The sequence below is a fragment of the Saprospira sp. CCB-QB6 genome (assembly GCF_028464065.1).
GTDB lineage: Bacteria > Bacteroidota > Bacteroidia > Chitinophagales > Saprospiraceae > Saprospira.
Window position 1 is genome coordinate 2395554 of sequence record NZ_CP116808.1, and the last position, 14620, is coordinate 2410173.

The 14620-nt window shown below is 45.3% G+C and carries 8 protein-coding genes; 6 read left to right on the forward strand and 2 right to left on the reverse strand.

The features are described from left to right. Positions 1–128 precede the first annotated feature (128 nt). From PPO43_RS09335 to PPO43_RS09360, 6 genes are all read left to right on the forward strand, one after another. A complete protein-coding gene (locus PPO43_RS09335) occupies positions 129–3005 on the forward strand; it encodes a carboxypeptidase regulatory-like domain-containing protein (protein ID WP_272617131.1) in 2877 nt (958 codons plus the stop codon). A 246-nt stretch (positions 3006–3251) separates the two neighbouring features. Further along, positions 3252–7724 (forward strand): CHAT domain-containing protein, encoded by a 4473-nt coding sequence (locus PPO43_RS09340; RefSeq protein WP_272617133.1) that lies wholly within the window; start codon positions 3252–3254, stop codon positions 7722–7724. 223 nt (positions 7725–7947) lie between these two features. Beyond that, on the forward strand, positions 7948–9957 hold the full coding sequence (locus tag PPO43_RS09345; protein WP_272617135.1) for a hypothetical protein: 2010 nt from the start codon (positions 7948–7950) through the stop codon (positions 9955–9957). A gap of 314 nt (positions 9958–10271) precedes the next feature. Continuing rightward, complete coding sequence (locus tag PPO43_RS09350) at positions 10272–11024, forward strand: redoxin (protein WP_272617137.1); 753 nt, start codon at positions 10272–10274, stop codon at positions 11022–11024. Continuing rightward, positions 11024–11638 (forward strand): hypothetical protein, encoded by a 615-nt coding sequence (locus PPO43_RS09355; RefSeq protein ID WP_272617139.1) that lies wholly within the window; start codon positions 11024–11026, stop codon positions 11636–11638. Before PPO43_RS09350 ends, PPO43_RS09355 begins: the two co-directional genes overlap by 1 nt. A 201-nt stretch (positions 11639–11839) precedes the next feature. Further along, a complete protein-coding gene (locus PPO43_RS09360; protein WP_272617141.1) occupies positions 11840–12787 on the forward strand; it encodes a hypothetical protein in 948 nt (315 codons plus the stop codon). 189 nt (positions 12788–12976) lie between these two features. On the opposite strand, the gene PPO43_RS09365 is transcribed toward PPO43_RS09360, so the two are convergent. Together PPO43_RS09365 and PPO43_RS09370 are read right to left on the reverse strand one after the other, a co-directional pair. After that, a complete protein-coding gene (locus PPO43_RS09365; RefSeq protein WP_272617143.1) occupies positions 12977–13363 on the reverse strand; it encodes an SET domain-containing protein in 387 nt (128 codons plus the stop codon). 1 nt (position 13364) lies between these two features. Then, positions 13365–14615, reverse strand: a complete 1251-nt coding sequence (locus tag PPO43_RS09370) for an ABC transporter permease (RefSeq protein WP_272617145.1) — start codon at positions 14613–14615, stop codon at positions 13365–13367. Positions 14616–14620: the final 5 nt, after the last annotated feature.

The following is a 14620-nucleotide window of genomic DNA, read 5'->3' on the forward strand; positions in this document are numbered from 1 at the left end:
CTGTTTTGTTTTTTTGAACGTAGCGCCGCAAGGCGAAGCCGCAGCGGAGGCCCCAAAAAAGTAGGAATAGAATAGCGACTCATTTTATAGGCTTGCGTACCTTTGTAGAAATCATATAATAGAATGTTATGAAATATATTTATCTCTTGCTGTTTCAGTTGGTTGGTTTGTATAACTTTGCGCAAACGGGCTCTATTCGGGGAAAGGTTAGTGATGCCGAGGCGGCTAAGCCATTGGTGGGGGCCCAAATTTTATTGGAGCAGAATGGGCAGCAGCTTAAAGCGGTGCAGACGGATTTGGATGGGAACTTTGTATTATTGTCGGTGCCGGCGGGGGTGTACGATTTGGTTTGTACGCATGCCGAGGCGCCCAAGCAAGAGATAAAGGGGATGACGATTCGGGAAGGCGGTATTCGTTTGGCCTATTTCCGTTTGGGAAATCCCGATATAGATTTGGGGGGCAAGGCAGAGGAAAACCATGAAAGCCAGAGCCTCAATCGTTATTCGGCCCAGAGTATGTTGTTGCGTAGAAAGAGTAGCCAGCAAATTATAGAAACCTTGGCGGCGGAGTCTGTTTTTCATTCGGGAGATGAGGATTTGAGTAAAGCTTTGCGGCAGTTGCCCCAGATCAATGTAGAAAACAACAACCAATTGTCTATTCGAGGATTGGGCGGGCGCTATGTAAAAACCTTACTGAATGGGGCGGAATTGCCTAGTTTGGATTTGAACAGTAGTAGTAGTTTGATTCAGTTGGACCTTTTTCCCACGACTATTATTGACCATATTATTTTGCGCAAGGGATACTCTGCGGATCAGTTGGCTAGTTTTGGGACGGGGGTCGTTGATATTGAGACGCGTAGATTTCCTGATCAGCAGCAGTTGCAGGCCCAAATTCATGTTGGCTTGCATGAGCGCTCTAGTTTCAATAGTGATTTTCAGACTTATGAAGGAGGGCGTTTAGATTTCTTGGGAATAGATGATGGTAGCCGTAGTCTACCCTCCGATGCCTTGAATTTAGGAGGAGGCTCTTCCACACGAGATTTGACCTTAGCCCTACGGAATAGAACCTTAGAAGTGCCTGCCAATTTTGAGACCCAAAGCCAGATGCCTGGACCTAACTTGGGCTTTAACTTCTCTATCAGTCGAAGAAGAGACCTTAAAAAAGGGCGCTCTTTGAGCTATGCTTTTGTGGCGCTTTATAAGCGTTCTTCTATGATGTATGAGGATGGATATGCTTCTATTCATCACCTTATTGGCGATTATGATAGTAATTATGAGCTAGACAATGAGTTAGAGTTAAGTGATCGCTTTTATGCCGAGCAGACTAGGGCCAACCTCTTTTTTACCCTCTCGTATAAGAGTCGCCGCAACCGAATTTCCTTAGTCATTATGGACAATTTGGGTACAGAAAAAAGCTATAGAGAGTTAGAGGGTTTAGGGGGGCGTTATGAGGATGTTTCTGGCCTAACCGATACTCGTTATCGCACACAGAGCTGGAACTTTGAGCAAAAGAATATTGCCGCCTTGCAGTTGCTGGGTCGGCATTTGCGAAGAAACGAACAGCTAGAAATAGACTGGATTGTTTCGGCTAGTTTGTCGAATAGCAACCAACCCGATTTGCGCTACTTTAGCGAGCTCTATACGGTCCACAATTTTACTGGAGAAGAGCAAAATCACAGAATAGTAGAAGAGGCGGGTGGCGAACCACGTCGATACTATCGTCGCATTCAAGCCTTTAGTGGAGAGGGGCAGCTTAATTTCAATCGAAAGTATAAAAATAAAGCCCTACAAAACCTCCGTTGGGGCTTCCGTTCTACAGCCAAATATCAGTTCTTTGATGAGCGACAAATCCGCTATAATACTAGCTATTTGCCCTATACGGGAGGAGGCGCAGCCAGCTACATTCAAGAAGCTAATTATATCAATTGGTCCGATACTGACGACGCACTAATTCCAGGTATTTTCCTCGAAAACTCCTATGATTCAACTAATAATTATGTGGCCTTGGAGCTGCTTCTGGGGGCTTATGCCTCTAGTTTATGGACCCTCGGACCCAAAACACAGCTAGAAGCTGGTTTTCGAGTAGAAGGGGTTATTAACGCCTATACGGGCTTCGATCAAGATAGCATTTCTGTAGATGGATTCCACATGTACCCCGTGCTTCTACCTTCAGTATCGCTTCGACATGAACTGGATAAAAATGTGTTGTTCCGCGCCGCTTATTCGGGGACCATTGCCCGCCCTTCTTTGCGCGAACTTTCGGCCTTTACCTCTTTTGATTATATGGGCGACTATAAAATTACGGGGAATCTCGAACTAGCCAAGCGTCCCACTCACCTGCAACACCTAGATCTTCGCTGGGAACGCTATGAGGGCCAACATAGCCTCTTGGCTGGGGGCTTTTTTGCCAAATATCTCATCAACCCTATCGAATTGGCCACTCTAGAACCTGGTTTTAGAGATGAAATGCAGTTTAGAACGGCACCTTGGGGCTATCTTTTGGGTATGGAGCTAGAGCTCCGCCAAGAGTTGGGTATGCTCGGCAAATGGGGAGAAGCTTGGCTGATGCAACTCAATCTTAGTTATGTGCATGCCCGAGCCAAAGTTGGCGCAGCCGAGTATGAGTTCATGCACCTAGAAATGGATAATCCAGCTAAGTTCCGCCAACTCTTCGGCCAATCGCCCTACAATATGAGCGTTTTGCTGCAATACCATAACAAAAAGTTGAATTTTGAGGCTAATGTCGGCCTCCAAGTTCAAGGAGAACGCCTAGCTTATGTGCTCTATGGCAATACGCCCGATATTATCGAGCAACCTCGTCCCAACCTTGATGTCCACTTCAACAAACCGCTAGGCCGCCACTTTCAACTCCGCTTTTCGGTCCAAAACCTTCTCGATAGCCCCTTTTTGCAAACGCAAACTTTCAAGGCTAGAGAATATGCCTACCGAGAGTTCCGCTGGGGCCGTAGCTTCAACCTCGGTTTTTATTATAACATGAATAAGTAGTAGAATTTTTAAAATACAATTATATCTTAGGGGCAGCCCCGCCCTTCGGGCGGGTCGCTACGCTTCGGGGCTCGCAGTTCTGCTCGGCCCTGCGGCGGCTTTGCCGCCTAGGTCTGGCCCTTCGGGCCACCCGCTCCGCATCGCTCAGCCTGCGGGCGCTTCGCACCCTGTCCACCGCAAAACATTGCTAAGAACGAGCTGGACGATACTTCAAGCTCAAGCATTTCCTCGATAAAACTCCCCACTATGCACCTACGTTTACTTCTTACCCTTTTTCTTATCCTCTCTGCGCTCTCTTCCTGGGGCCAAAAAAATCTTGGAGATTCTGTCTTACAAGCCCGCAAAGCCTTAGCAGAAGTAGAACTCCTCAATTCCAAAGAACATCCCAATTATGCCGAAAAGGCCATGGACTTGGCCTTGCTTTACTATCAACAAGGGCTTAGCGATGAACCCGATAGTTTAGTGGCGCAGTCTCTTCGGGTCTTTGGCCGAGAATATGGGGCGGAATCAGATAAGTTTCAAAGTCAATTGACCAAATTAGAGGAAGCTACAGCTTGCTACCTCTATAGCGACTACCTTATTGAAACCGCTAAATATGCAGCGGGAGAAAATAGTTTGGCCCACCTAAAAGCCTGCCGCGAACAGGTTAAATGTCATCTCAAGGAAGAAGATTATGACGCACATGATCAATCTGTTCTTATCGCTCAACAATTAGAGGAAAAATACCCCCAAGAAGATTTAGCCAGCTTTATGGCTTTTCTCCCCCCAACTCTCCGAAAGTTGGTTTTACTCCAACGAGCCTTTGAACGACAAAGAGGAGAAAACTTTACGGATATATCAGATCTGATAGAAACAGAGGCTAAGAATAAAGCAGAGCGATTGCTCCTCCAAGAAATAAGCTTTCTACTTTATAAAGCACTGCAAGAAGATGAATATGCTGGAGTACTCAATGGGAGTAAATATCAATGCTATATGCAAGTCCGAGCACAACTGATCGCCCTAGAGGAAGAAGGCAAAGGAGAAGAGGCGCTGAGCATAAAGAAAAAACTACCTGCCGAAATGCAACGCTTTTTTGCACAAGAAATGGAGGTTAGAGCTATGATCGCTAAGAATGAAACGAATAGCGAACGCTTCTATAAAAAGTTTAAAACTTTTATTGAGGATAGCGATCAAGGCTATGCTTATGAGTTTACCGATGTAGATGTTATGGAGGAGGTAGATCTTGTACTAAAAAATCTTAGGAAGTATCATGGCGGAAGAAAAGCCCCCTTTTATTACCAAATAAAATATATCAAAGATAGCCAGCGCTATACTGATGAGGAATTAGAACGCCGTAGCCTAGCCGAAGAGCTAAAAGTTATTCAGGAAGAAAATAATGGAGATGTTAGTGAGGAGGAACTAGATGTTCGCCTAAAAATGGCCTTGCTAGCCGTAAAGGACCAAGATGATGAAGTTGCTTTTAAAGCCTTTCAAGATTTGATGTTCGCAGCAACAAATAAAGACCTTGCAGAAACAGACTTTGATCGCATTTTTGAGGATGATTATGTACCAGATAATAAGCCTTCTTATGAGGAGATCTATTTAGCCAAAATTCCAGCACCTTGGAGGGCTATTGTCGAAGAGGAAACTAAGTTGCTAATTGCCGACTATGATGGTGATGATAGAATTCCCTTTTATCAACTAGCCGCGGGGGGGCAAATGATTAAAGCCGGCATTTTGGTTTATGATAACGGCTTTCAATATGTCAAAGAAGCTATTGAGACTATTCCCCTAGCAGAAGAAGAGGCTTTTGTTCAACAACTAATTCCCATTTTAGAAGAACGACCACTCATGTTTTATGATGAGGTCTATAAATCTGCTACAACTCATTTATCTTTAGCCAGCAATCGAAAAATTATAGCGGCAGTCTTAGAATTTATTCGCAAAAAAGAAGGCAGCATTTACGATGATGATTATGCCGATGTTTTAGGCATGAAGGCGCGCTACCTTTATGCTCAAGAAAATAGCAAAGAGAATGGATTGGCCCAAGAAGCATTGGCGACCTATGAACAAGCCCTTACGATTTATGAAAAAACAGAAGGCATCTCTATTTTTTATGTGGAACTACTAGAAAAAATTACCGATAAACTCCTTAAAGATGATCGCTGGGACATGGCCAGTAGTCAACAACTTTTTGAACGCCGCCTCAAAGGTTTTGAGCTACAAGATTTAGAGGTTTATATGGGGCGTTATCTTTCGGCCCATCAAGATTTCGCTAATTGGCATTATAATAATGATCGCTTTGTTAAAGCAGAAGGCCTCTATAAAAAATTACTTCTTCGCTTAGTCGATGCAGATCAATTTGATCGCCAACTAGTAGATGAAGCGGAGGTCTATTATCGATTAGGGAGAATTTATCGCAAAACGGGCCGCTATGTCGCAGCCTATGAAGCCTTGCAAACTGCTCGGCAAAAGGTCGCAGAACCTAACGGCCTTTTGGTCCAAATTCTAGATGATTTTGGGCAAAATCTACAAGCCTTAGCTCAATACCAAGAAGCTAAAGACTACTTTGACCAAGCATTGGTCCTCTTACTCGAACTAGAAAGTCAAGGCCGCATCAATCGCAAGGAGAAATTTAAAGACGCACTGAACTATATCAAAATTCTTCGTCATCAAGCAAATGCTATGCTCGAAGAAGGAGAGTATGAGCAAGCCTATGACATTTTCAAACGGATTATGACTTATGAGGATAATTCTAAGCTGCTCGATTTTAAATATGATGCTTCACTACAACAAGCCTTGGCTTACTATTATGATCTCATGTATGAGGATGAGAAGGCCAAAAAGTACCAAGAAATGGCCCTTAAAGGCTTAAAAGACCCTACCGAATTAGCCGATCTACATCTCCAAATAGCTAGCTTTTACCAAAAGAGAAACCAATTGCCTCTAGCAGAAAAGCATTATCGTCAAGCACTTAATATTGACCTAAAACGCCTAGAAGATAGCTACAATGATTTACCCGAAGAGGAACGCCTAGAGTTTTTGCGTCCTTTGGCCAAACGACTCAATGCCTTTTTCTTGTTTGTGGCCGAAAACCCCCAGCCCGATTTGGTCCAAACAGCTCTCAATGCTCATTTTAGAGTGAAAGGCTTGGCCCTTGAAACTAGTAGCAACATCCGCCAAGTCATTTATGCTTCTGATAATGTGGTTTTGCAAAATAATTTTGAGGAAATGCAAAACCTCAAAAAGGAATTGGCGCGCTTGCTTAGCCTTAGCCCCAAAGAACGCAAGGCCGAAGGGGTACAACTGACAACTTTAGAAAAGGAGATTAAAGACCTAGAAGAACGCATTAGCCGAGACTCTAAAGCCCTAAGAACGGTATTTGAACAGCAAAACCAACAACTTAATTTAGCTCAACTCAAGCAACGCTTAGGCCCAAATGAGGTGGCCATTGACTTCTTGCGCCTAGAGCGCAGCGATGAATACGGAAATATCAGCGCTCAATATTACGGAATGCTTATGCGGCCCGAATGGGAAAGTCCCAAAATGATCCCTCTTTGCCTAGAGAGCGAACTAGCGATGAGCCTACAAAATGAGGTTTCTCCTGCGGGGCTGAACTATATCACCGATGATTTGGAGAGTAACAATCTCTATTTTATGCTTTGGGAACCAATGGAGAAAGAATTGGAGGGAGCAAAAACTATCCACCTTTGCCCCACTGGACTATTAGCTAAAATTGCTTTTGCCACTTTGCGAGTAGATGATTTCTCTCGCCTTCGCCTGATGGACCGACACGATATTGTTTATCATAGCGCCATGCGTGACCTCCTACGAAAACAGACCGCTAGCCAAAAGGCTAAAATCTCTTTGATTGGTGGAGTGAAGTTTGACCTCAGCCAAGCCGAACTTGAAATAGTGGCGGAGGCCCAGGACGTAGAACTGCCCTTTGAGAAAATTAGAATGGGTCGTTTAGATATTCCCGATTTTGGCGCTTTCAATGAAGAAGCATTAGCGGCTAATTTGCCCGAACCCAAGGCTGGCGCCAGCCGTGGAGAAGATTTTCTCTACCTCAAAGGGACCGAAAGAGAGGTGAATGAAATTGCACAACAGTTTCAACAGGAAAGCTGGCAGGTGAATAAAATTATGGGCCTAAATGCGCTAGAAGAGACCGTAGTAGAACATATCAATAAAGAGGAACCTCAAATTTTGCATCTGGCGACTCATGGCTATTTTTTCCCTGCCAAAAAGCTAGAAACCGATTTGCGGAAAGCCTTGGCCCAAAAACAAAAGGAAAAAACTTTTGAAGAGCGGCTGGCCGAAATTGAAAACCCACTTTTTCGCTCTGGTTTGGCCCTAACCAATATCAATTATGTCTGGAAAGGGCGAGCGCCTATCGAAGGCCTAGCCGATGGTATTTTTAGTGCCTATGAGGTGTCTAACCTCAACTTGTTCCAAACAGAATTGGTGGTCCTTTCGGCCTGTGAAACAGGCCGAGGCGATATTGATAATAATGAAGGGATTATGGGCCTTCAACGAGCATTTAAGATGGCGGGGGCGCAACGCCTTGTCATTAGCCTTTGGAAGGTGCCCGATGCGCAGACCTCGGAGCTGATGCAGCGCTTTTATCGTCATTATTTATCTTTGGGCGATTACCATAAAGCCTTCCGTTTGGCCCAAGACGAAATGCGGAAGCAGTATCGAAATCCCTATTATTGGGCCGCCTTCATTTTACTCGAGTAATTACTTTTGGGGCCAAAAATCAATGCTTTGGCCCAGCCTATTTGGCCTAGCGCTGCGGAGCGGGTGGCCCGAAGGGCCAGACCCAGGCGGCAAAGCCGCCGCAGGGCCGAACAGACTTGTGAGCCCCGCAGCATAGCGGCGGCCGAGCTAGCCAAAGGCTAGCCAGCCGCAGGCCCCAAAACCATTTCCAAAACAAACATTCATTATATCTAATCGTATTCGTATGAAAACTTATCTCCATTATTTTGCAGCTTTACTGCTTATTTTTACCCTAAGCCCTTCCCTAGAGGCCCAGATGATTCACGATGCCCGAAAAATTCGGGAGATGGTAGATGAAGATGGGAATTTGCTGCTGACTAAATCAACTCAATCGGAATTGATTAAATTGCTGGCTTATAACTTGGAGCGCCCTTTGGCCAAATCGGCTAGTCAAACCGATGTATTAGAAGCCTATGAAGATAATCCATTTATTGCGCCTTATTTGGATTTGGTGATGGCGGAAGACCGAGGCGTAGAGGGCGATGGACAGCGGGCTATTGGCGATTTGGCCGGGGCCGCTAGTGGTTTGGGCATGCCTGGTTCTACTTTTATTATGGGCTTGACCGATTTCTTGGTCAATCGCACCAAACAAGAATTGACAATTGCCTTTTTTAAGGATTTTCAGAAAAAAGTGGAGGAATCAGAGGAAATGCGCTACCTCTTTCCCACTACTTCGGCCGTTTTGCTCCAAATCGATAAGGATATTTATCGCTTCAATGCTTTTTGGGAGGTTTTGAGAGAAAGCTTTTTGACTGATCTCAATGATTTGGGCTATCATTTAGATGATTTTGTACAGAATTCTTCTCGCATCAAGAGCCCCATGCAACGCCACATGATGAGCGACTTTTTTAAGGTGGGGGAACTCTTGCAAGAGCAGACACCACCCGCTCAAATTGTCAGCTATATGGCAGAAGATGCCTATCTGCATGTGCTTACGCCCGAAGACGATAGTGCCGCTTTTGTGCCTGTGATGCAGCGCAACCTCAAATTGTTGGGCTTGTTTTCTAAGGCTTTAGAACAAAAGGACCAATCGGGCTATTGGGTGACGCCCAATGAGGTGGTGGACCTCGTTCGAGATACTACCTTTAATGATATTTTCTTTGGCTTGCTCTACCAAAAAGGAAAAACGTACCAATTGGAGGAGGAAAAAACATTGGGCGAAAGCCTGCTAGAGCTGCGCGGCGATAATCTCAAGATGCGCGCCCTCGTCAATAACCTCAAACGCTTTGTCGATGAGGGCAAAAATGTGCAACGCATTGCCAAAGACATCCGCGCCAGAAAAAATGCCCGCCGCCGAGCCAAAGGAGGCGCTACCCTAGACGAAAGCGAGAAGGAATTGGAGTTTGACGACTATTACCATTTTACTCAAGGGGTCTCGAATATGCTGCTCGAAGGCTATAACTTTAAGAAGCAGTTGGTGGGCGCAACGACGGAGCAAGATAGTATTGTAGACCGTTATTTGGGCATTGTGGGCGACCTCAATACGCTCGGCCTCAATATCCGCAAAAAGCATTATACTTCTGCCGTAATCAATACTTTAGTCATTATTGAAAAGTTGTTGCCCCAAGATGATTATGCTTGCGAGCGCAAAAACTTGATGAAATACGGCAGCTTTATCGCTACGGCCGTACAAGCCAAATCCTCTAAAGAAGTCAGTCAGGCCATTTCGGCTTTTGCCTTGCCTCCCGGCGGCTCTGCCATCAAAAAATACTCTCGTTTTAGCGTTTCTATCAATGCTTATGTAGGGCTTTCGGCTGGACAAGAGCACTTAAACGGCATCGGTAGCAGCAGTTTTTATTCTTTGGCCACGCCTATTGGGGTCAGCTTCAACTGGGGCTTCAAAAGTGCGGGCTCAATCAGTATTTTGGCTTCTGCTATTGATCTAGGCGCCCTGACCACTTTCCGCTTTGAGGCCGAAGGAGAAGATAATGTGAGCGAATTGCCCGAGCTGAAAATGGAGAATGTTTTTGCACCAGGCGCTTATTTGGTTTATGGTGTGCCCAAATATCCCTTGGCCATTGGCGTTGGCGCCCAACTGGGGCCCAACCTCAGAGAGGTAACCAATGCTAGCCTAAATATCGATAAAACTAGCGGTTGGCGCTGGGGCGCATTCATCGCAGTCGATATTCCCATTGTGAGCCTTTATAGCTCCAACAAATACTACAAAAAATGCTGCAAAAGCTGTAATCAGTAGATAAATTAAAGAGAAGTGCTTCAACAAGTGCTTCTCTTTTTTTTGGGGCCCGCGGCCGCCCTGATTAGCGGGGCGGCCGCCGCTATGCTGCGGGGCTCGCTATTCGCTCGGCCCTTCGCCAGCAAGCTGGCTCGGTCTGGCCTTCGGCCACCCACTCCGCAGCGCTGGGCCATGGCTCGCTGCGCTCGCAGGCGGCTTCGCCGCCTTCTTGGACCAAAAAGGACATAAAATAGCCGAATAAAGGCCTTAAACTATGGGCTAGTTCTTTAACTTTGCGGACAATTTGATGTTCAAATCAAAAAATAACCGATCAGATGAAAAAGATGTCTAAAATATGGGCTGTAGCAAGCCTTTCATTAACCTTACTATTAACAGCTTGCTTTGCCATTGAACATGGCGAAGGTTTTCAGCAAATTGCCCCTGGCGGCTGGCGAGCAGTTTTCATGTTTGGCGAAGGCGAAGATGCAGAACGCATTCCTGTGCTTTTTAACTCAATTAGCAGTAAGGAGGTAGAAAAGCCTCGTTTGTTATTCTATAATGGCGACGATAGTGTCTATTCGGATAGCCTTCGTTTTTGGGGCGATACGCTTTTTGTGTACTTTCAGGGGACCGAAAACTACTTGCAGCTCATTCGAGAAGTAGACTTGATGGAGGGCAATTATATGGTCAAAGGAGCTGCCGCTAAAGGAGCCGATTTGCCCATTAAACTCTATGCAAAGTTTAGCCGCCCCCATCGCTTTAAAGACTTACACATGTCGCCAGATCATGATATTAATGGCAATTGGGCACTAGATATTTTAGATAAAGATGAAAACCTTATTCCTGGCCAGCTTCGCCTAAAAACAGATCAAAATACAGTTTATGCCGAATTTAAATCGGCTATTAGCGAAACGCCTATCTACCTAGAAGGAACTATCCAAAAGGATCAACTTAGACTCTCTGCTTTTACTGGTAAAGAGTTAGTCTATATCGCAGCCGACTTGAGAGATGCGACTACCTTAGGTCGGGCCAAAATTCGCTACAACCAGTTTGAATACGCTTGCTCAGCTAAAAAAATTAAGGAATAATGTTGCTATTTGCCTTACTCGGAAGCCTACTTTTAGTGGGATTGGGCAGCTATTTTTTATTGGCCTACTGGAATAAAAGACAAGAGCGGGCCATGCAAATTCAATGGCAATTTCTTTTAGATGAATATCAGGCCCAAAGTATAGAAGCTGAACAAGATGAGGCCTTTTTTCGTCTGGCCGCAAAAGGCGAACTCGCAGGCTTCCCGCTCTATATGGAACAATACAGCCGCAGCGCTATTAAAGCCGATAATTATCAGTTTTGTATAGAATTGACGCTCCCCCAAAGCTTCCCTAAAACCTATTTGGGCCAAGAAACTTTACTCAGCCAAATCCAATCGGAAATGGGCTGGATAGATATCCAAATTGGGGAAGCCAAACTTGATGAGCATTTTTTGCTCCGCTCAGAAGAAGAGGCTTTTATCCATAAGTTACTAGATGAAGAACTCATTCATCAACTCCTGCGCTTAGAACGCCATTGGAAGGGGCATTTTGAATGGGAGGAAAATAGGATTCGCTTTGAGGCCTCTGCCGTTTTATTGGATGCCAATGACCTGAAATGGGCTAAATCTATGTTGAAACTCATGACTTTATTGGCCCAAAAGACTTTGTTATAGCCCAAATCTATCTTTTTGTCGAATAAAAAGGAATTATCTGTTGATCAGAAGGAAAGCTTAAGGCCATGGCAATATTTTTGAAGAAAATGTTAAGAAATTTGCCCACTGACTAAGCAATTAAGAATAGTTCTACGTTATAGCAATATACCTACAATTGTAGCGCTTATTTTTTATACCTTAGCTGCTCAACTCATTACATCTATGAAGTATATATATGGACCTTTAGTCCTCCTCTTATTCTGTCTGTATAGCTGCCAGCCAGAATTGAATGATGCAGCGGCGCTCAGCCAAATTCCGGCTGAACATGCAGCGCCAGAAGAGCAGCTTTCAAGGCCAGTTACTACTATGGCCGATAGCATTTCCTTGCGCCTAGAAATGAAGGAACACTCTATTGAAATTGCTATGCAAGAAGAAGAGTTGGGCCAAAAGAAATTATCGGCAGAACGTTTGGCCGCTTTGCGTGCTTGGTGGAAACAATTGCCCGAAAATGTACAGCAGCAAATTCAAAGAAAAGAAGTAGAATTAGAGCTGGTCACTCAACTTAGTTCTACCGATGAGGCCAAGATGCAGCCCGAACAAACGGATCCGCAAATTGAGCAAACAGGAGAGGCCCTAGAAGAAATTATTGGCAGCAGTCCAGATATGACCTTTCGAGTAAATACTACTTTGCTCAATAAAACAGCAGAAGTGGCCAGCACAGAAGGCTCGACCTCCATTCATATTCTGAAGAAAGTAGCTACAGATTTGAAAAGCTTTGACCATGAAATCCATTTGTTGAGCAGCAATATTCGTCAAACTAATTTGCAGAGTATGCAACAATGGTGGATGTCTTTGCCCGAAGACTTGCAGCTAAAAATTCAACAAGGAGATTTGCGTGTGGATCTTAGTGCAGTAGCTTTGGACCGTGGAGTAGAAGCCGCAGAACTGCTAGGAGAGAAATCACACCAACAGGCGCTTTTAATGGGAGATTTATTGCAACAAATTGTGGGCTATTACCACCAAGATGGACAAAATTATCCCTTGGGCCGCATTCGCACCCAAGCCCTTATTGAGCCTTATCAAGAAGAGATGAAGCTAGACGAAAATGTGAATACACTTATTCGCCTACAATTGCGCCCAGCGCATGAATTGCCTGCGGGGCCAATTTAATCCCCAGGCGCACTAAACGCAAAGCGAGCTCAGCCATTTGGCTGAGCTCGCTTTTTTTGTGGCCCAGCGCTGTGGAGCAGGGCGGCGCAGCCGCAGACCAAGGCGCTTTAGCGCCGCAGGGCCGAGCGACTAGCGAGCTGCGCAACATAGCGCCGCAGCTTGCTGCGGGGGCCCCAAATCTTTAATAAATTATTTTGCCTCGAACCAAAGAGGACTTTCATCAAAGCGTTGGCCGTTGTAGTTGAAGCAAATTTCTTGGCCTGGCTCAATATCCTCGCCCGCATAAACATCAATAGATTGGCCATCTTTGTTCATTTGATAATAGGCGTTGGGCTGATAAGAATGATTGTATAAAGAGCCGTAACCAAGGGCAATAGCAGCCTGTTTGCCCTGATCGTCCCAGAGGAAATAGTAGTCGTGCAAAAAGGTTTGATGAATCTTTTCTCGATCTTCATTGGAGAGGACCAGCACGGGGCAGATCTCAATAAGGGTATCTTTGGGAATATAATCGGCGGTAAAAACGCCGCGGCCGCCCTTGGGGCTATCTTTAAAATAGATAAAGTCTAATCGTTGCATCTTAATCGGCTTGATTTGGTCCAGAACTAATGCGGCTAGCTCGCAAGGCTGGCAAATAAGCGGCTCCAGTTCCTATAATTAAAACAGTAATAATGACAATCAGAAAGTCGCTTAGGCGCATGCTCACGGGATAGGATTGCACCACAAAGTTGCTGCCGGCCCCTTCTAGGGCCACCAAGCCAAATTCTTGCTGCAAAATGCAAAGCAAAACGGCCATTAGGCAGCCACCAACAAGGCCAAAGGCAGAGAGCAAAAATCCCTCGGCCAAAAAGATGTTGCGCAAAAGCGATTTTTGGGCGCCCATGGCTTGTAAGTGGGCTATGTCGGCCTTTTTTTCAAGGACCAGCATCCAAAGCGCTCCCACCATATTAAAGGCAACCAAAACCAGGGTGAAGGCAAAAATCAGAAAGCCCACCCATTTTTCCATATTGGTAATTTTATAAAAGGCCTCGTCTTGCTCGTAGCGGTTTTGGACCTTAAAATTGGGCCCCATGATTTCCTGAACGGCCGCTTGAACGGCCTGTTCATTGGCGCCAGGCCGCAAACGCAGCTCCAAAGCCGAGATTTCTCCTGCCTTATAAGCCAATAAATCTTGGACAAAAGCTAGGGGCAAAATGGCCATATTATCATAGTCAATCTGCCGAACCGCATAAATAGCCCCTGGATAAAAGTTCCGCTTGCGAAAAGGCTCTCCCGTTGTGGCCGTATACTTTTTGAGCTCTCTTTTGGGCATGAAAATCTTTACGGGCCGATCGCGCAGTGCCCGAACCCCTAAAGTATGCTCCAAAGTAGCGCCTAGCAAGCCCACGGGCTGGCTATCATCGGCAAAGTCTTTGGGCAAAGGCCGCTTGCCCCGCTCAATGCAGGTGTCCAAGCTCAAGACCTCCCAAAAACTAGGGTCTACCCCTTTTAGACTGCCCAAATTTTGCCGGCCCTCATACTCAAAAAGGGCAATTTCTTCTAAGGTCTGACTGAGGGCCAAAATGTCGGGATGATCTTGCAAACGCAAAATTTGCTCTTCTTCAGGCTGAAAGACTTTGCCCTCTATGGGCGAAACCAACAGCTCGGGTTTGAAGCTATTCATCAGGCTTTGAAGCAATTCTTCAAAGCCGTTAAAGACCGACATAATGACCAATAGGGCCATGCTCCCCAGGCCAATCCCGAAAACCGAGATGGCAGAGATCAAATGAATGGCATTGGTCGATTTCTTAGAAAAAATATAGCGCAGGGCAATCCAAAAGGCTAAACGCATAATAA